At 65.2% G+C, this 19,074-nt stretch carries 13 protein-coding genes; 8 read left to right on the plus strand and 5 right to left on the minus strand.

Going from position 1 to position 19,074, the window contains the following annotated elements; genetic code table 11:
- Positions 1 to 6: 6 nt before the first annotated feature.
- The 3 genes from AB7535_RS02150 to ybaK all read left to right on the plus strand — a co-directional run bounded on the left by AB7535_RS02150 (position 7) and on the right by ybaK (position 5,093).
- Entirely contained in the window at positions 7 to 1,710 is a 1,704-nt protein-coding gene (locus tag AB7535_RS02150; protein ID WP_085402170.1) for an NADH-ubiquinone oxidoreductase-F iron-sulfur binding region domain-containing protein, read from the plus strand.
- Positions 1,707 to 4,475 carry a formate dehydrogenase subunit alpha gene (gene fdhF, locus AB7535_RS02155; protein WP_085402169.1) on the plus strand — a complete coding sequence of 923 codons (2,769 nt, stop codon included), beginning with the start codon at positions 1,707 to 1,709 and terminating at the stop codon, positions 4,473 to 4,475. Before AB7535_RS02150 ends, fdhF begins: the two co-directional genes overlap by 4 nt.
- 144 nt (positions 4,476 to 4,619) lie before the next feature.
- Positions 4,620 to 5,093 carry a Cys-tRNA(Pro) deacylase gene (gene ybaK, locus AB7535_RS02160; RefSeq protein WP_085402168.1) on the plus strand — a complete coding sequence of 158 codons (474 nt, stop codon included), beginning with the start codon at positions 4,620 to 4,622 and terminating at the stop codon, positions 5,091 to 5,093.
- 10 nt (positions 5,094 to 5,103) lie between these two features.
- On the opposite strand, the gene AB7535_RS02165 is transcribed toward ybaK, so the two are convergent.
- Complete coding sequence (locus tag AB7535_RS02165) at positions 5,104 to 5,787, minus strand: GntR family transcriptional regulator (protein ID WP_085402167.1); 684 nt, start codon at positions 5,785 to 5,787, stop codon at positions 5,104 to 5,106.
- A gap of 150 nt (positions 5,788 to 5,937) precedes the next feature.
- Here AB7535_RS02165 and tcuA point away from each other — a divergent pair, with 150 nt between their 5' ends.
- The 4 genes from tcuA (at position 5,938) to AB7535_RS02185 (ending at position 9,228) form a co-directional block, all read left to right on the plus strand.
- On the plus strand, positions 5,938 to 7,329 hold the full coding sequence (gene tcuA / locus AB7535_RS02170) for an FAD-dependent tricarballylate dehydrogenase TcuA (RefSeq protein ID WP_085402166.1): 1,392 nt from the start codon (positions 5,938 to 5,940) through the stop codon (positions 7,327 to 7,329).
- Complete coding sequence (tcuB, locus tag AB7535_RS02175) at positions 7,316 to 8,422, plus strand: tricarballylate utilization 4Fe-4S protein TcuB (RefSeq protein WP_085402165.1); 1,107 nt, start codon at positions 7,316 to 7,318, stop codon at positions 8,420 to 8,422. Before tcuA ends, tcuB begins: the two co-directional genes overlap by 14 nt.
- A gap of 70 nt (positions 8,423 to 8,492) precedes the next feature.
- Entirely contained in the window at positions 8,493 to 8,651 is a 159-nt protein-coding gene (locus AB7535_RS02180) for a DUF5993 family protein (RefSeq protein ID WP_201266196.1), read from the plus strand.
- 25 nt (positions 8,652 to 8,676) lie between these two features.
- Positions 8,677 to 9,228, plus strand: coding sequence for a disulfide bond formation protein B (locus tag AB7535_RS02185; RefSeq protein WP_354079026.1), 552 nt, complete (start codon positions 8,677 to 8,679; stop codon positions 9,226 to 9,228).
- Here AB7535_RS02185 and AB7535_RS02190 read toward each other — a convergent pair.
- The gene (locus AB7535_RS02190; protein ID WP_085402164.1) at positions 9,221 to 9,916 is read right to left on the minus strand and encodes an esterase/lipase family protein; all 696 of its coding nucleotides are present in this window, start codon (positions 9,914 to 9,916) and stop codon (positions 9,221 to 9,223) included. The genes AB7535_RS02185 and AB7535_RS02190 overlap by 8 nt on opposite strands.
- The gene (locus AB7535_RS02195; RefSeq protein ID WP_354079024.1) at positions 9,909 to 13,313 is read right to left on the minus strand and encodes an acyl-[ACP]--phospholipid O-acyltransferase; all 3,405 of its coding nucleotides are present in this window, start codon (positions 13,311 to 13,313) and stop codon (positions 9,909 to 9,911) included. The genes AB7535_RS02190 and AB7535_RS02195 overlap by 8 nt, the downstream gene beginning before the upstream one ends.
- A 679-nt stretch (positions 13,314 to 13,992) precedes the next feature.
- Here AB7535_RS02195 and AB7535_RS02200 point away from each other — a divergent pair.
- Positions 13,993 to 14,625 carry a TetR/AcrR family transcriptional regulator gene (locus AB7535_RS02200; protein ID WP_085402161.1) on the plus strand — a complete coding sequence of 211 codons (633 nt, stop codon included), beginning with the start codon at positions 13,993 to 13,995 and terminating at the stop codon, positions 14,623 to 14,625.
- Between the two features lie 13 nt (positions 14,626 to 14,638).
- Here AB7535_RS02200 and AB7535_RS02205 read toward each other — a convergent pair whose 3' ends face one another.
- Both AB7535_RS02205 and AB7535_RS02210 read right to left on the minus strand, forming a co-directional pair.
- Complete coding sequence (locus tag AB7535_RS02205) at positions 14,639 to 17,227, minus strand: autotransporter outer membrane beta-barrel domain-containing protein (RefSeq protein WP_245344127.1); 2,589 nt, start codon at positions 17,225 to 17,227, stop codon at positions 14,639 to 14,641.
- A 312-nt stretch (positions 17,228 to 17,539) separates the two neighbouring features.
- Positions 17,540 to 18,853, minus strand: a complete 1,314-nt coding sequence (locus AB7535_RS02210) for a GGDEF domain-containing protein (protein ID WP_439037217.1) — start codon at positions 18,851 to 18,853, stop codon at positions 17,540 to 17,542.
- Positions 18,854 to 19,074 lie beyond the last annotated feature (221 nt).

Here is a 19,074-nt window from a genome sequence, read left to right on the forward strand (position 1 = left end):
GCATCGATGAGTCACGACGTGCACGAGGTCCGCTCGTTCGAACACCCGGGCGAGGGACGGAAGCGAGCCAAGGCCACGCCCAAGGGGCGGCAGGTCGATCCCACCGCCGCGCACGAGATCGAGCAGCTGCTCGGCGACAGGCCGCGGCGGCGCGACCTCCTGATCGAATATCTGCACCTGATCCAGGACAAATATCACCAGATCTCGGCCGCTCATCTCGCCGCGCTTGCCGACGAGATGAAGCTCGCCTTCGCCGAGGTGTTCGAGACCGCGACCTTCTACGCGCATTTCGACGTGGTGAAGGAAGGCGAGCCCGATATCGCGCCGCTGACGATCCGCGTCTGCGATTCACTGACCTGCGCAATGCTCGGCGGCGACAAGCTGCTCGCCGACCTGCAGAGCACATCGGGTCCGGGCATCCGCGTCGTCCGCGCGCCCTGCGTCGGCCGCTGCGATACCGCGCCGGCGGCTGAAGTCGGTCACAACTTCGTCGATCACGCGACCGTGGCTAATGTGATGGCGGCCGCGAAGGCCGGCGATACCCACGCGCATCTGCCTGAATACGTTGACTACGACGCCTATGTCGCCGGCGGCGGCTACAAGCTGCTCAATCGCGTGCGCTCGGGCGAATTGCCGAAGGACGATCTGCTGAAGGCGCTCGACGACGCCTCGCTGCGCGGCCTCGGCGGCGCCGGCTTCCCCACGGGCCGGAAATGGCGCGCGGTGCTGGGCGAACCCGGCCCGCGGCTGATGGCGATCAATGGCGACGAGGGCGAACCTGGCACGTTCAAGGACCGCGTCTATCTCGAAAGCGATCCGCATCGCTTCATCGAAGGCATGCTGCTCGGCGCGCATGTCGTGCAGGCCTCCGACGTCTACATCTATCTGCGCGACGAATATCCGGCATCGCGCGAGATCCTCGAGCGCGAGATCGCAAAGCTTCCTCCGGGCGGTCCGACGCTGCACATGCGCCGCGGCGCCGGCGCCTATATCTGTGGCGAGGAATCCTCGCTGCTCGAAAGCATCGAGGGCAAGCGCGGGCTGCCCCGGCACAAGCCGCCTTATCCGTTTCAGGTCGGCCTGTTCGGCCTGCCGACGCTGATCAACAACATCGAGACGCTGTGGTGGGTGCGCGACATCGTCGAGAAGGGCGCGGATTGGTGGAAGGGCAACGGCCGCCATGAGCGTCACGGCCTGCGCAGCTTCTCGGTCTCGGGCCGCGTCAAGAACCCCGGCATGAAGCTGGCACCCGCCGGCATCACCGTGCGCGAATTGATCGACGAATATTGCGGCGGCATGGCCGACGGGCACCAGTTCTACGCGTACCTGCCGGGCGGCGCGTCGGGCGGCATCCTGCCGGCGTCCATGGACGACATCCCGCTCGATTTTGGCACGCTGGAGAAATACGGCTGCTTCATCGGCTCGGCCGCGATCGTGATCCTGTCGCAAAAGGACAGCGTGCGCGCGGCCGCGCTGAACCTGATGAAGTTCTTCGAGGACGAGAGCTGCGGCCAGTGCACGCCGTGCCGTGTCGGAACCCAGAAGGCGGCGCAGCTGATGCAGAAGCCCGTCTGGAACCGCGCACTTCTGGAAGAATTGAGCCAGGCGATGCGTGATGCCTCGATCTGCGGGCTCGGACAGGCGGCATCGAATCCGCTGTCTACCGTGATCAAATATTTCCCTGACGAGTTCAAGGAAGCGGCCGAATGACCAAAATTACGTTCGAGCTCGACGGCAAGCAGGTCGAGGCCAAACCCGGCGAGACGATCTGGCAAGTTGCAAAACGCCAGGGCCGCGAGATTCCGCATCTGTGCTATTCGCCGGCGCCCGACTACCGCCCCGACGGCAATTGCCGCGCTTGCATGGTCGAGATCGAGGGCGAGCGCGTGCTCGCCGCCTCCTGCAAGCGCACACCGTCGGTCGGCATGAAGGTGAAGACCGAATCCGCGCGTGCGGTGTCCGCGCAGAAGATGGTGATGGAGCTGCTCGTCGCCGACCAGCCGGCGCGCGAGACCTCGCACGATCCGGATTCGAAGTTCTGGCATTGGGCCGAGACCACAGGCGTCACCGAGAGCCGCTTCCCCGCCGCCGAGCGCTGGGCGACCGACGCCAGCCATCCGGCGATGCGTGTCAACCTCGATGCCTGCATCCAGTGCGGCCTCTGCGTGCGTGCCTGCCGCGAGGTCCAGGTCAACGACGTCATCGGTATGGCGTATCGCAGCCATGGCTCGAAGATCGTGTTCGACTTCGACGATCCCATGGGCGAGTCCACCTGCGTCGCCTGCGGCGAATGTGTGCAGGCCTGCCCGACCGGCGCGCTGATGCCGGCCGTCATGCTCGACGAGAAGCAGACCCGTGTCGTCTACGCCGACAAGAAGGTGGATTCGCTCTGCCCGTTCTGCGGCGTCGGCTGCCAGGTGACCTACGAGGTCAAGGACGAGAAGGTGATCTACGCGGAAGGCCGCGACGGGCCCGCCAATCACAATCGTCTCTGCGTCAAGGGCCGCTTCGGCTTCGACTATATCCACCATCCGCATCGTCTGACCAAGCCGCTGGTGCGGCTGCCGAATGCGAAGAAGGATTCCAACGACCAGGTCGACCCCGCTAATCCCTTCACGCATTTCCGCGAAGCGAGCTGGGAAGAAGCGCTCGACATCGCGGCCAAGGGCCTCGTCAGGATCCGCGATGAGAAGGGCGTGAAGGCGCTGGCCGGCTTCGGCTCGGCCAAGGGCTCGAATGAAGAGGCCTATCTGTTCCAGAAGCTGGTGCGCACCGGTTTTGGCTCGAACAATGTCGATCATTGCACGCGGCTCTGCCACGCCTCGTCGGTGGCGGCGCTGTTCGAAGGCCTGAGCTCGGGCGCGGTGTCGGCGCCGTTCTCGGCTGCGATGGATGCCGAAGTCATCATCGTGATCGGCGCCAATCCGACCGTGAACCATCCGGTCGCCGCGACCTTCATCAAGAACGCGGTCAAGCAGAATGGCGCCAAGCTGTTCGTGATGGATCCGCGCCGGCAGACGCTGTCGCGCCACGCGACCAAGCATCTGCAATTCAAGCCGGGCTCCGACGTCGCCATGCTGAATGCGATGATCAACACGATCATCACCGAGGGCCTGACCGACGACCAGTATATCGCCGGCTACACCGAAGGTTTTGAGGACCTCAAGGAGAAGATCAAGGAGTTCACGCCGGAGAAGATGGAGGCGATCTGCGGCATCCCGGCGCAAACGCTGCGTGAGGTTGCGCGCACCTATGCGCGGGCAAAGTCGTCGATCATCTTCTGGGGCATGGGCATCAGCCAGCATGTCCACGGCACCGACAATGCGCGCTGCCTGATCGCGCTGGCGCTGATCACCGGCCAGGTCGGCCGTCCCGGCACCGGCCTGCATCCGCTGCGCGGCCAGAACAACGTGCAGGGCGCCTCCGACGCCGGCCTGATCCCGATGTTCCTGCCGGATTATCAGCCGGTCAGCCGCGACGATCTGCGCGGCAATTTCGAAAAACTGTGGCAGCAGGATCTCGATCCCGTCCGCGGTTTGACCGTGGTCGAGATCATGAACGCGATCCATGCCGGCGAGATCACGGGCATGTATATCGAGGGCGAGAATCCCGCGATGTCCGATCCCGATCTCCAGCATGCGCGCCAGGCGCTGGCCATGCTCGATCATCTCGTCGTGCAGGATCTCTTCGTCACCGAGACCGCGTTCCATGCCGACGTCATCCTGCCGGCCTCGGCCTTTGCCGAAAAGGACGGCTCGTTCACCAACACCGATCGCCGCGTGCAGCTCGCGCGCCAGGTGATCAAGCCGCCGGGCGATGCGCGGCAGGATCTCTGGATCATCCAGGAGATCGGCAAGCGGATGGGCCTGCCCTGGAATTATTCCGGCCCCGGCGACGTCTACACCGAGATGGCGGAGTTGATGCCCTCGCTCAAGAACATCAGCTGGGAGCGGCTGGTGCGCGAAGGTGCCGTGACCTATCCGGCCGATGATCCGAACAAGCCCGGCAACGAGATTATCTTCACCACGGGCTTCCCGACCGCGAGCGGCCGCGGCAAGATCGTGCCGGCCAAGGTCATCCCGCCGGATGAGCTGCCCGACACCGAATATCCGATGGTGCTCTCGACCGGTCGCGTGCTCGAGCACTGGCACACAGGCTCGATGACCCGCCGCGCGCAGGTGCTCGACCAGATCGAGCCGGAGGCGGTCGCGTTCATGTCGCCGAAGGACATGCACCGGAAGAAGCTCGCGCCCGGCGATTTCATCCGGCTGGAGACCCGCCGCGGTGCGGTCGAGGTCAAGGTCCGCTCCGATCGCGACGTGCCGGAGAACATGGTGTTCATGCCGTTCTGCTACGCGGAGGCGGCGGCCAACCTGTTGACCAACCCGGCGCTTGATCCCTTCGGCAAGATCCCGGAGTTCAAGTTCTGCGCGGCCAGGGCCGAGCGCGCGGAGATGCGGGACGCGGCGGAGTAATTTCGCCAGGACGACGGCTGTGGCGGGCATCCGCGCCCACACCGTCATTGCGAGCGTAGCGAAGCAATCCAGACTACCTCCGCGGTAAGATTCTGGATTGCTTCGTCGCTTCGCGCCTCGCAATGACGGTGGTAAACGTGACCCATGTCCAAAGTCACCCCAGCCACGCGCGCGCTTGCAGCCGCCGACGTTGCCTTCACCGTGCACACCTACGACTACGATCCCGACGCCGAGAGCATCGGCCTGCAGGCCGCCGCTGCGCTTGGTGAGGACCCCGCGCGCGTGCTGAAGACGCTGATGGCGCTGGTGGACGGCAAGCCGATCTGCGTCGTCGTCCCGTCCGACCAGGAAGTCTCCATGAAAAAGCTCGCCGCTGCCGCGAGCGGCAAGTCGGCGCAGATGATGAAGCCGCCGGAGGCCGAGCGCGTCACCGGCTACAAGGTCGGTGGCATCAGCCCGTTCGGGCAGCGCAAGCCGGTGCGCACCGTGATCGAGCAGAGCGCGCTCGCACATGATCAGGTCTATCTCAACGGCGGCCAGCGCGGCTTGCAGGTTCGGCTGAAGCCGGGCGATGTGCGCGATGTCCTCAAAGCGGTCGTCGCGGATGTGCTCGCGTGAGCGCCGCGCGTTACTGCTTCTGCAGCAGTTTGAGCCGGCAGCGCAACGCCTCGCGGATATGCGCCCGCGCAAGCTGCTCGGCCTTGTCGCCGTCGCGTGCGGCGATGGCGTCGATGATGGCCTGGTGCTCGCCGTGGCTGGTCGAGGGACGGCCCGTCACCGTGAAGGTGGTCGGGCCCAGCAGCGCGATCCAGTCCTGCAATTCGCGCGAGGCGTTGTCGAGATAGCGGTTGCGCGCCGCGCGGCAGATGGCTTCGTGGAAGGCGCGGTTGAGCCGCGCCATCTCGGCAGCGTCTGACGCCGACGCCTCGACAAAGGCCTGCTCGATATCCCTGAGCGCGTGGACTTCGGGAGTGGAGGTGTGCTCGGCGGCCAGGCGCGCTGCAGCACCTTCCATGATCTCCCGCATGGCGTAGAGCTCGAGCACCTCGGAAATATCGAGGTCGCGCACGATCAGTCCGCGGCCGCCGGCGGGCTCGACGAAGCCGCGGGCCGCGAGACGGCCAAGCGCCTCACGGACCGGCGTGCGGCTGACCTTGAGCCGCTGCGCGACCTCTTCCTCGCGCAGCCGGTCTCCGGCACGGTAACTGCCGGCCTGGAGCGCCTCGCACAGCGAGCGGAACACGGCTTCGCCCAGTGCCACGCCGCCGCCGCGTGTGATCGATCCGCCTGACTTTGCCACGCGCCTGGCCATCTTCCCTCACGGCGCATCCTGCCCATGCAGAGATGGCACTTGCCGCGCCGATGTATATCTTTGTATACAAACGTACGCAATGGCTGCCGTGGGTCGATCGGGGTCCTCGGCGGCAGAATGTCTCTAACTTCGTCGCATCGGGCAGACGGGATGAGCAGCAAATACGACGTGCTGGTGATCGGCGGCGGCAATGCGGCACTGTGCGCGGCGATCTCGGCGCGCCGCGGCGGTGCCTCGGTGCTGGTGCTGGAGGGCGCGCCAAAATTCTATCGCGGCGGCAACACCCGCCACACCCGCAACATGCGCTGCGCCCATGATGCGGCGACTGAGATCCTGACCGGTCCCTACACCGAAGAGGAATTCTGGCAAGATCTGCTGCTGGTGACGGGCGGCCAGACCGACGAGGTGCTCGCCCGGCACATGATCCGGGAGTCCAAGGATATCCTGAACTGGATCGTGGAGCAGGGCGTGCGCTGGCAACCCTCGCTCGGCGGCACGCTGAGCCTCGGCCGTACCAACTCCTTCTTTCTCGGCGGCGGCCGCGCGATGCTGAACGCGCTCTATCTGACCGCCGAGCGGCTCGGCGTCGATGTCGAGTACGACGCCGAGGTCACCGATCTCGTGATCGAGGACGGCATGTTCCTCGCCGCGCGCCTCAAGCGGCCGATCAAGGGCGAGACCGAGATCCGCGCGACGTCGCTGGTCGCCGCTGCCGGCGGGTTCGAGGCCAACATCGAATGGCTGAAGCAATATTGGGGCGAAGCCGCGGACAATTTCCTGATCCGCGGCACGCCCTATAATCGCGGATCGATCCTGAAGATGCTGCTCGACAAGGGCGTGCAGGAGGTCGGCGATCCCACCCAGTGCCATGCGGTCGCAATCGACGCCCGTGCGCCGAAATTCGACGGCGGCATCATCACCCGCCACGACTCCGTCGTGTTCGGCATCGTCGTCAACAAGCATGCCCAGCGATTCTACGACGAGGGTGAGGACATCTGGCCGAAGCGCTATGCGATCTGGGGCCGGCTGGTCGCGGCGCAGCCCGACCAGATCGCCTACATCATCTTCGATTCCACCGTCGTCACCAGCTTCATGCCGACGCTGTTCCCGCCGATCGCCGGGCAGACCGTCGCCGTGCTGGCCGGCAAGCTCGAGCTCGATCCGGCTGCGCTGGAGAAGACCGTCACCGAGTTCAACGCGGCCGTGCGGCCCGGCACCTTCGATCACACCATTCTGGACGACTGCGTGACTGAAGGTATCACGCCGCCGAAGACGCATTGGGCACGCAAAATCGAGACCCCGCCTTATCTCGCCTATCCGGTGCGGCCCGGCATCACCTTCACCTATCTCGGCACGCGCGTGAACAAGGAGGCGCGGATGCTGATGGCTGACGGCAAGCCGTCCGCCAACATGTTCGCGGCCGGCGAGATCATGGCCGGCAACGTGCTCGGCAAGGGCTATGCGGCCGGCATGGGCATGACCATCGGCAGCGTGTTCGGGCGGATCGCGGGACGGGAAGCGGCGAAACATGCACGGAACTAGAATTCTGGACGAAGCCGACCGTCTGATGACGGTCTGTAATTCCTGCCGCTACTGCGAGGGTCTTTGCGCGGTATTTCCCGCCATGGAGATGCGGCGCGCCTTCTCCGACGGAGATCTCAACTATCTCGCAAACCTCTGCCATTCCTGCGGCGCCTGCTACGTCGACTGTCAGTTCTCGCCGCCGCACGAGTTCAACGTCAACGTTCCGAAGACGCTTGCGGTTGCGCGCGCCGAGTCCTATGCGGCCTATGCCTGGCCGCAGGCGCTGTCCGGTGCCTTCGCCCGCAACGGGCTCGTCATCAGCGTCATCGCCGCGCTCAGCATGGCCGCCTTTATCCTCGGCTTTGCGGCCCTCAACGGCCACAGCGTGTTGTTCGGTGTGCACACCGGCCCTGGTGCCTTCTACAAGCTGATGCCGCACAACGCGATGGCCGCATTGTTCAGCGCCGCCTTCCTCTACGCGATCCTCGCGCTGGTGATGAGCGTGCGTGCCTTCTGGCGCGACATCGGAGCTCCCATTGGCGGTCGCGCCGACGGCGGCTCGATCTTCCAGGCTGTCCGCGATGCCGGCGAGCTGCGCTATCTCCACGGTGGCGGCGTCGGCTGCTACAACGAGGACGACAAGCCGACCGACCGGCGCAAGCTTTTCCATCACCTGACGTTCTACGGTTTTCTGCTATGCTTCGCCGCGACGTCGGTGGCGACGCTCTATCACTACCTCTGGAGCCGCGAGGCGCCGTATCCGTGGTGGGATCTGCCCGTGGTGCTGGGGACACTCGGCGGCATCGGTCTCATCGTCGGTCCGATCGGCCTGTTCGTCGCGAAAACGCGGCGTGCACCGGAACTGCTCGACGAGCAGCGCTACGGCATGGACGTCGGCTTCATCGCCATGCTGTTTCTGACCGGCTTCACCGGCATGGCGCTGCTTGTCCTGCGCGAGACCGCTGCCATGGGACCGCTATTGGCCCTGCATCTCGGCGCGGTGTTCGCGCTGTTCATCACCATGCCCTATGGCAAGTTCGTGCACGGCATCTATCGCTTGGTGGCGCTGGTGCGTTATGCGCAGGAGCGGCGCAGCGAAGCCGGCTCTTGAGAGGCATGCGCGGCTGACGTATTTCTGGGCCGTTCGCGCACAGCGCGAATCGCTTAGGGAGCCCGCGCTCATGTACATGTTTCTGCCTTTCCTGCTGGCGCTCGCGGGCTGCGCGAGTGCCTGGCGTTCGCGCGCGGGACTAAGCTATGCGCTCTGGAGCGCAACAGTCGTGGTCACGGTCGCATGGTTCTTCCACCACGCGACCGATCCACTCAAATTCTCGTTCTGACGGTGTCGAGATGGGCACTGCAGAGATGAGCGAGCAACGGCCGGTCGGCGCGATCCTGAACATGCTTGGGCTGCTCGGGATCTCGTTGATCCTGACGGTGGCGTTCACCTATCAGCTTGCGCTCGGCGAGCTGCCCTGTCCGCTTTGCCTGTTGCAAAGGGCCGGGTTCATCGCGGTCGGCATGGGGTTCCTGTTCAACATGCGCCTCGGTGAACGCGGGTCTCACTACGCGATGATCCTCGTTTCCAGCCTCGTCACCGGCTTCATCTCGATGCGGCAGGTGTCACTGCATCTTGCGCCCGGCGATCCTGGATACGGCTCGGCACTGTTCGGGCTGCACTTCTATACCTGGGCGCTGATCGCGGCGATCGGGATCGTGTGTTATGTCGCGCTCGTCTTCATCCTGAAGGATGTGACCGGCAAGCGAGACGGGGACGCGCCTTTGAACGGTGCGGCATCGAACACGGTCTTCGCGATCTTTGCGTTGCTGGTCGCCGCCAATCTCTTGTCCACCGTGCTGGAGTGCGGCGCGGGGCAGTGCGACGACAACCCGGTTCGCTATCTCCTGCTCAAGTGATCGGATTGAAGCGGCCGTCGTGCAGGAACGCGATCGTCTGCTCGATCGCGACGGCATTTCGTGGAAGTCCGGTGTGCGATGCCTTGACGACGATGTGGTCGGCCATGTCGGCCAGCTTCGCGCTTGCGACTGAAACCCGTCCGTCATTGGGCCGCGGCAGGACAAAGGCCGAGGCGATCGGCGCGATGGTGCGGCATCCCGCGATGACGCCGATCGCATAATCGGGAGGCGGCAGGGCGGCGAGCACAGGGGGCTGGGCTGTCGAAAGCTGCGAGCCGGCTGGACCGAAAACAGCGCGGTAGAGCGAGAGGTCCTTCAGGAGATCGGCGACTTCGCTGCCGCCGTTGGGCGTGCCCAGCATCACGACGCGGCCGAGCCGCACCGGACGATATCTCGCGATGTAAACCCGGGCGAGCAGCCCGCCCATGGAATGGGCGACGAAGTGGATCGCGCCGTCGCATTGCTTTGCAAACGCGGCGACCGGCGCGTGGATGTCTTCCGCAAGCTCCTCGAGCGGCTTCTTGCGGCTGGGGTAGTCGAGATTGAGCGTGGCGAAGCCGTGACGCTGCAACGCCCGATCCAGCCTCTTCAGCGTCCAGGCACCGACGCCGATGCCGTGAAGCAGGACCACGCCGTCGCACCGGGCTTCCGCCGGAGCGACGGCCGTGGACTTGTCGTCTTTACGCAACCTCGCGCTCCGGCGAGGACGCCTGCTCACGGGCCATCGTCGTTGCCGTGACATAGTCGGTCTTGCCGGTGCCGAGCAACGGCACCTTGTCGACCACCATGATCGCCGCGGGCACGGTCAGCTCGGACGCGCCGATCGCCTTGGCCTGGCCCTGCATCGCACTGCGCTCGGCGGTCTTCTCCGTCGTCAGCAGCACGATGCGCTCGCCCTTGCGCTGGTCGGGGATCGACACGGCGACCGAGGCGGCTTGCGGCCACAGCGTCGTCGCGATGCTCTCGACCGCCGACAGCGAGACCATTTCGCCCGCGATCTTGGCGAAGCGCTTGGCGCGGCCCTTGATGGTGATGAAGCCGGCCGCGTCGATCGCCACGATGTCGCCGGTGTCGTGCCAGCCCTCGGCGAGCGGTTCGAGCACGCCGGGATTTTCGGCCCTGAGGTAACCGAGCATCACGTTCGGTCCGCGCACCGAGAGGCGTCCGCCTTCCTCGATGCCGGGGACCGGATCGAGGCGGCTTTCCATCAGCGGTGACAGGCGGCCGACGGTGCCGGGACGGTTGGCCATCGGCGTGTTCATCGCCAGCACCGGCGCGGTCTCGGTGACGCCGTAGCCTTCCAGGATGCGGATGCCGTAGCGTTCCATGAACACCTGACGTGTGCGATCCTTCACCGCCTCCGCGCCGGCGATCACCAGGCGCAGCGTGCGGAAGTCGTAGGCGTGCGCCGAACGGGCGTAGCCGGTGAGGAAGGTGTCGGTGCCGAACAGGATCGTGGCGCCGGTCTGGTAGATCAGCTCCGGCACGATGCGGTAGTGCAGCGGCGAGGGGTACATGTAGATCGGAATGCCGGCGAGCAGGGGCATCATCATTCCGCCGGTCAGCCCGAACGAGTGGAACACCGGCAGCACGTTGAACACCTTGTCATTGGCGTTGGCATCGACCCGGGCCAGCGCCTGCGCCGCATTCGCAAGGATGTTGCGATGGGACAGCACCACGCCCTTGGGCGTGCCTTCCGAGCCCGACGTGAACAGCACGACAGCCGAATCGTCGGCCTGGCGGGCGACGCGCGGCGCAGTGCCTGCGAGCAGGCCCTTGATCTTGTCGGCCGTACCGATCGAAGCGCGGACGTCCTCGAGATAGACGACGCGCGCCTCTGCGGAGACCGCGGCCATCAGCTTGTCGAGCTTGCCCTTCTCGATGAAGGCCTTTGACGTGAGCACGGTTTTGACCTGCGCGGCCTTCATGGCGGCGAGGACGTTGACCGGGCCGGCCGAGAAGTTGAGCATCGCCGGGACCCGGCCGATGTTTTGCAGCGCCATGAAGACGACGGCGACACCCGCGGAATTCGGCAGCAACACACCGACATTCTCGCCGGCCGTGGTGCCGGCCTCGAGCTTGCGGCTCAAGACCTGCGCGCCGAGGATCAGCTTGCGATAGGTCAGCTTGGTGCCGAGCGCGTCCTCGATGATCACCTTGCCGGTATCGCGGTCGCGATAGGCATGTCCGAGTGCTTCGAACAGGGTGTGGTCGAGCATGGCGTTCTTGACCATGGCGTCGATCATCACGTCCTGGAGCGCGGCGCCCGCGGCATTGCGGCGTGCCTTGCCCTTCAGCGCCGGATCGACCGGAAGCTTGACCGGCGGCAGGATCGTGACCGTCACCCGCGGAAACCAGGAGCGCTTGATCTGGCTGCCGTTGAGATAGCTGAGATGCGACCGCTGCGCGCCCTCGATGCGAATGGGCACGACCACCGCGTCGGCCTTGTCCGCGATCATCGCGGTGCCGTCATAGACCTTCATCAGCGAGCCGGAGACGGTGATGCGTCCCTCAGGGAAAATGACCACCGGCTCGCCGGCGGCGACGAGCTTGATCAGGTCGCGCGCGGCCAGCGGCTTGGTCGGGTCCATGGTGTAGTGCTTGACGACGCGCAGGAACGGCTTGGCCCACCAGGCCTTGGAGATGCCGGTATCGACCGCGAAGCTCGCATCGATCGGCAGCACGGCGTGCAGCAGCGGGCCGTCGATCAGGCTGACATGGTTGGGCGCGATCAGCATGCGCGTGCCCGGAGGCGGCAGGTTCTCGAGCCCGCGAACCTCGGTGCGGAACAGCGCGCGGAACAGCAGCCCGCCGAAATCGCGGACGCCTTCCTTGCCCCACTTGGTCAGCACGAACCACACTGCGCCGAAGCTGGCGACGCCGAGGCCGAAGAAGATCCAGCCGACATGCAATCCGCCCGCCTGCAACAGCGCGACGAACAGCGAGCCTGCTACCATGAAGGCGGCTTGCAGCACGTTGCCGGCGGCGATGATGCGGGCGCGCTCGGACGGTGCCGACCAGGCTTGCACGGCAGCGAAGGAGGGAACGACGAACAGGCCGCCGCCGAACGCGAAGGCGACGAAGTCGATCAGCATGCGCAGCCCGGCGAACGAGGTCGCGAAGTCGACCGCAGCGATGTCCTGGCCCCTGGTGGTCACGCCGATGGCCCAGGCGAGATCGAGACCGGCAAAGCCCATGATGATGGCGCCGATCGGCACCAGCGCGAGGTTCGGGCGGACATGGCTCAGGCTGGCGGCGAACAGCGAGCCGATGGCGATGCCGATCGCGAAGGTCGCGAGGCACAGCGTCACCACGCCTTCGGTGCCACCGACGACGTCCTTGACCAGCGCAGGCAGCAGCGACAGCACGATGGCGCCGACCAGCCAGAACCACGAGACGATCACGGTGCCGTCCCACAGCCGCTTGTCCGCGTAGAGCGTCTTCAACAGGCCGACCGTCGAGGTCCAGGGATTGGCGTTGACGGGCAGGTCGGGGGCGGATGGCGTCGTCTGCGGAATGCGGGAGGCGAAGGCCCAGGACAGCAGGGCCAGCACGACCACGGCCGATGCAACCCAGCCCATATGCGCGGAGCCGGCCACGAACTGGCCGCCGGCGACGGTGCCGAGCAGGATGGCCATGAAAGTCGCGCCTTCGACCAGCGCGTTGCCGGTTGCGAGCTCACCGAGCTCGAGCTGGTCCGGCAGCATGGCGTATTTCACGGGGCCGAACAGGGCGGCGATGGTGCCGAACAGCGCGAGCGCCGTGAACAGCAGCGGCACCGAGTGCAGGAAGAAGCCGGCGGCGGCAAAGGCCGCAGCAAAGATCTCCGCGAATTTGAGCCGCCGCGCGACGACGGATTTGACGTATTTGTCGGCGAGCTGGCCGCCGAGCCCCGACAGGATGAAATAGGGGAAGATGAAGACGGCGCCTGCGACCGTCACCAGCGCGTCGCCGTGACCGGTCGCGGCACTGTAAAGCAGGATGATGACGAGTGCGTTCTTGAGCACGTTGTCATTGAGCGCCGAGAAAAATTGCGCCCAGAACAGCGGCGCGAAGCGGCGTGACGACATCAATTCCCTGATCATGACAAGTCCTGTTTTGGGAAGGCAGCCTGAGATTGTTAGGTTGTCGGTGAGGCGTCACGACCGGAAGCTTACGGGACGAACGATGGCTGGATGACGACGGTCGCCGGCCTGCTCTGTCCCCTCGACCCTTCCGATCCTGTTGGTCTCCAAATGGTCTCGTTAGGTTCGCAAATATCTGGTCGCAGCCGTGGTTCGGACGGACCGGCCGCGCTGTCCCGGATACCGCGCCGGGCGATGAGGAAATGTTGAACCGCATCGCCAAAGGCCGCGACATCGGCTGCGAATGTCGGGACATGGTAAGTCCTTCCTTGCAACCGGGTCTTGCATTCGAGCCGACCGGAACGTCCCGGGTGCGCCCGCCTCACGTGAGATGAGCGAGGTGGCGAAAGGGCGAGAGGCGGCCGAGCAGGCTGAACCGGCGGCCCGCGTGACGGGCACGGGCGCGGCTCGCCCGCCACATCCGGAAGGTCGCGCGGCGCTCGGTGAGCACGCCGGCAATGTCGCAGGCATTTGCGATGCGATCGATCGGCGCCATCGCGAACCGCAGCAGGGTGCGGCCAAGGCCGGTCACGAGAGCCGCGGCGTCGTCGACGAAGGTGGAGGCGATATCAACAGCGAGGGTTTGCATTTTGCAGATCTCCGGGTTAATTTGAACAATGTTCACATGAGTAGCTTGAAAATGAACAATGTTCAAGAAGAATCGCCACGCGACCAGAAAAAAAATCGGCGGAGGCTCCAGATCCTGGAGATCGCCCGCGGCATCATTTCAGCTAAGGGACTGAGATCATTGAAAGTTCGTGACGTTGCGGAGGCCGCCGGTTGCTCGGTGGGCAGCGTCTATAACGAGTTCGGCGACTTCGACGGGGTGATCCTGACGGTGAACCGGGAGACCGTTCAGGCGCTGACGGTACGGCTCGCCGAGGTTCCGGCCGAGGACCCCGTTCGCCAGCTCTACGGGTTTGCCGAGACTTATCTCGAATTCTTCGCCGAGCACGCAAACCTGCTGCGCTCGCTGTTCGAGCATCGGATGGAGGACGATCGTCCTTATCCCGACGACATCCTTCAGATGGTGATGGACGCTTTCGCGCTGATGCATCCAGCCCTGGTGCGGCTGCTACCGGCTGCGGACGACGTGAGGATCGCGCTGCTGTCGCGCACGCTGTTTTCCGCCGTGCATGGAATCATCTCGCTCGGCCTGGAGGAGCGCATGGTGGCGGTGCCGCCCCAGATGCTGCGCCAGCAGGTCGAGCAATTCCTCGATACGCATCTTGCCGGCCTCGGGATCGTGCCGGTCGGCGCGCGGTCGTCTTGAGGAGACCAAGCGGCTACCACGCGTATCGCAGGCTCGCGGTGCCGGAATAAGTGGTGCTGCGCGCCGCGAACTCGCCGTCGAACTTCGCCGACAGGGCAACGCCGTTCGAAAACTTCAGCTCGGCACCGGCAGATGCGAGCGCGGTGTCCTTTGCCGGCGTTGCGCCGTTGACGATGAAGCTCGCGCCGGGCAGCGCCTGGAATGCGGCGACGAGCGTCGGGTCGCTCACCCAATCATGGGCCCAGGCCGCGCGGCCGCGCAACGTGAGGACCGAATTCGGCGTGACCAGCGTCGCGCGATCGAAGCGCGCGCCGAGCTCGCTCCGTGTGTCGGAGGCCGTGCGTCCCTGATAGGTCAGGCCAAAGCCGCTGCCGGCCAGATCGGCCTCGGTATAGGTCGGTGTGCGAAAAGCCTGCGCCTGCGCCGCCACATATGGCGTGAAGCCGCCAATCGGCGTGGCGAAGCGATAGCCGCCCTCGATGCGGCCTCCGACGGTTTGCGCGTCGAATTTGGCGGTGAGCTGGTTGCCGAACGGTGCGAGCCGATCTGTCGACATCCAATGATTGGCCACGGCGAGAGAGGCGGCAAAATAGGCTGGCCCTGTGCGCACGGCGGTGTAGACGCCGGCCTGGATTGCATCGCTCTTGCCCCCGCCGATCGCCTGCGCGAGATCCCATTTGGTGCCGCCGCCCGACAGCGCGAAACCGACAAGCGCATCGCGGCCGAAATGATAATCGGCGCCGGCCGCGACGCCGCCGGCGCGCGCGCCGAGGTCGTGACTGCCGATCACGACGGGGTCGCCGCCGGTGCGGTTGGTGCCGCCGAACGCCGTGCCCCAAGCCGTCCAACGCTCCGCAAAGGCCGGCGCTTTCATGGCCGGCGTCCCCAGCACCTTGTTGTAGGCGAGGGCGATATCGTCCGGCAGCGCGGCGCGTTCGGGGCTGAAGCCGAGCGCCGTGTCGCCGGTGCTCATGCCACTGCGTCCACCCACGAACGGATCAAGCATGAGGCCGAGGAATTGGCTCGTGAACTGGAAGGCGCCCTGCTGCGCGCCGGTGGCCGCTTCACCCGAAAGCTGGTCCAGACTGTAACGGAGCTGGGCGTCGCTCTCGCCTGCGAAGGAGGAGAGGAAAGGCAGGTTGGGACCGAACGCGCTCAAGGCGCCGGCCACGGCCTTCTGGTTTTGCGTTTGGGCGATGGAGAGGAATGCGGCGTTGTTGTAGTTGAGCGTCAGGAAGACGCTGAACCCGTCATAGCTGAGGGAGGAAGCGAAGAGCTGCGGATTGTATCCGCTGACAGTGACGCCCGAGAAGCTGCCGATGACGCCAGTCGTCGTGCTGAGGATCGTGTATTGCGTCGAGGGGTTATAGGCGCCGGCGATCGTGTTGACTGCGACGGTGCCGCCGTTCAACGTTGCGTTGACCGCGAGGATCTTCTCGGATTGTCCGGTAGCGGTGACGGAGATCGCGTAGGTCGAACCGGCGTTGAACGTGACGTTGCCATTGCTCGTCAGCGTACCGAGATTGCCGGGCAAGACCGTGCCGCCTGACAGCACGGTCATATTGCCGATGGCGCCGTTGCCGCTGAGAATGCCCCCGCTGACGGTCGTGGCGATGTTGGGCATCGAGCCGTTCACCTCGAGGGTGCCGGCCAGGATATTCATGCTCGCGATCTCGGTCGTCGAACCGTTCATCGTCCAGGTGGAGCTGCCGGTCTTTTCCAGCGCCTCGAATTCCCGGAACTGACCGGCCGCGCCGAATATGCTGAGATTGAACGCTGCGTTGGCAGTACCGCCCAGGCGCAGCGTGTCCGTTCCGTTGCCGCCGAGGACCCATCCCGTGATGCTCGATCCCGCTCGCAACTCGAAGACGTCGTTGCCTCCCTTCAGGTCGACAGCCGTGCTGACGCCACCGCTGATGATCGTGCCTGAGTTGATGATGGTGTCCTGATTGGCCGAGCCGATGATTGCCGTGCCCGAGGCACTTGATATCGTGCCGGCGTTGCTGACGACGTTGCCGTCGGCCGCGCCGCTCAGATCGACGGCCGCGACATTGATGGCATGGACAAAGCCGCTCGACAGGATGTTCGCCTGATTGTTCGCCGACCCGGCACCGATGCTGATGCTGATGGCTCCGGTCACGCCGTTTCCGACCGTACCTCCGATCACGATGATATTGTTGCTCGAATTGGCCAGTGCGAGCCCCGACGTGGCGAGGCTCGATGACCCAACCATGGCGCCGGCATCCACTGTGATCGTGTTGCCGCCACCGCCGATCACGTCAATGCCGTCGCTGTTGGCAGAGGTGACGGTTGCGTTGCCGAAGACCTTGACCGCACTATTGGATGCCGCCTCGAGGACAACGCTGGCAAAGGTCGGGTCGTTCACGGAGGTCGCGGTGCCGTCGCCAATGTTGACGGTGACACCGCTGACCACGGGCGCCGTCTTGACCTGGGTGTTGCCCGCTCCGGTGCAGGTGATCGAATCGCCTGACTGCAGCGCTGCCTGCGCGCCGCTTCCGGTCACCACACAGGCCGCCTCTGCCGGCGTCGCGAGCCACGGCAGCGCACTACCTGCGGCAACGGCGCCGATCGCGGTGCTCAAGAGAAACGCATGCCGCCGACACGTCTTCGCGCGACGGATCTGGGGCGGGGGCAACAAACCATTCCAGGGCACCTGCAAACTCCTCTTTCGGCACGGTCCGGGCGGAATTCGGACCGCAACGTTGGCTGGTGCCATGCTTAGCGGGGGAGGTTCCGGCCATCGTGGATCAGCGCGCAAGGCGGTGTGGCGGAAAGCGAAAGACGCAGTTTTTTCGGGAGCAATGTGGCCGCGGCGTCACACAGCTTCGCCGTCGCGACGCCGTTGGACGATGTCTGCAATCGGATGCCGGGGTTGAGAGGGCGCCGGCGCCTATCAGCCTCGCGCCGCGACGGCTTCGCGCGGACGGGTTGCAACGACGACGACGTCCGGTCTGCCGTTGTCGACCTGTACCCGGTTGCGCCCCTTTTCCTTGGCACGGTAGCAGGCGGCATCCGCGCGCCGCATGGCGTCCTCGAGCGTGGTGTTGCCGTCCGCGATACAGGCGACGCCGATGCTGGCGGTCACCGCAAAGCAACGATCATCCCAGGCGAAGGTGAACAGCTCGAGCGATCTGCGCAGGCGTTCGGCGATATCGACGGTGGTCGAGGGCGAGCATTGCGGCAGGATCAGGCCGAATTCGTCGCCGCCGAGCCGGGCCACCAGATCATGCGGCCCCCGGTCCTGTTGCAGCAGGCGCGAGACCTGGCAGAGCAGGCGGTCGCCGGCGAGGTGGCCGCAGGTGTCGTTGACGCTCTTGAACTGGTCGAGGTCGAGCAGGATCAGGCCCAGCGAGCCCGCCGCGGTGGTGTCCAGCACGCTTTGCAGGCGCGCCTCGAAGGCGCGGCGGTTGGACAGGCCGGTCAACCAGTCGTGCGATGCCTGCCATGCCAGGCGCTCCCTCTCGGCATGCAACGCATCCTCGAACGCCTGTCGTTGCAGCATCAAGCGCCGCGTGTGCCAGATCAGGAGCAGGATCAGTGTCGCGGCCGCCACGATGTTGATGCACGTCAGCGTTACCTTGATGGCGCGGGAGCCTTCGCCGAGGACGGTCGAGAACCGCTTTGCATGCACCGTGAACTGCGTGTTGAGTTCCGAGAGCCGCGACGACAGCAGCCGCAGGCGGTCGCGGTCCTCAATGGGTCCGTGCGCCAACTCGGACCGGATGACCTCGCCGAAGACGCTGAGCTCCAGCAACATGGGATCGGTGGCCGCCCACTCGTGGATCGCTTCCTGGAGGAAGCTGACGCGGCTGAAATAACGGAACAGCCAGATCAATCCCGGAACGTCATCGGGATGGTTGCCGCCTTGCAGAAGCCCGACGCGGGCGGCCTCGACGTCGACCGGATCGCGCTCGAGTGCCCAGCGCGCGAACTCATCGCCGATGGGAACGGCAAGGGACGCCTGGTAGTGGGTGAACTGGCTCGCCTCGCCTGAATGCAGATAGAGATTGAGGAAATAGACGGCGTTCTTCTGTGACCGCGACCACATCGCTTCGCCCGCGACATAGGCGCGGACCGATGACATCACTTCGAGGCTGAATCCCGCGATCGTTGCCTGGAGCACGACGACCATCACGAATGGCGAGACAAGTTTGATGACGTGAAGGAAACTACGCCCCTTCGTCGACGTCGCTGTTCTGCGAAACACCCTGCATTCCCCAAATCGATCAACGACCCCACCGGAGCGTCGCGCCTGCAACGCCAAGTAGAGGGGAAAGTTGCTTAACTCGACCCCAAAGACGCAAGCGACTGCACTGCAGGGTGAAAGCGTCGTGAAGCGGATGCCCGCAGATCGTTGCAAATGCCGACGAACCGGAACCGATACGGTCGTAGCGAACCGATGCCTCGCATTCGTCCTGCGCGGTTTAC

This window comes from Bradyrhizobium sp. 956_D2_N1_4, assembly GCF_052076025.1.
Lineage (GTDB): Bacteria > Pseudomonadota > Alphaproteobacteria > Rhizobiales > Xanthobacteraceae > Bradyrhizobium > Bradyrhizobium barranii.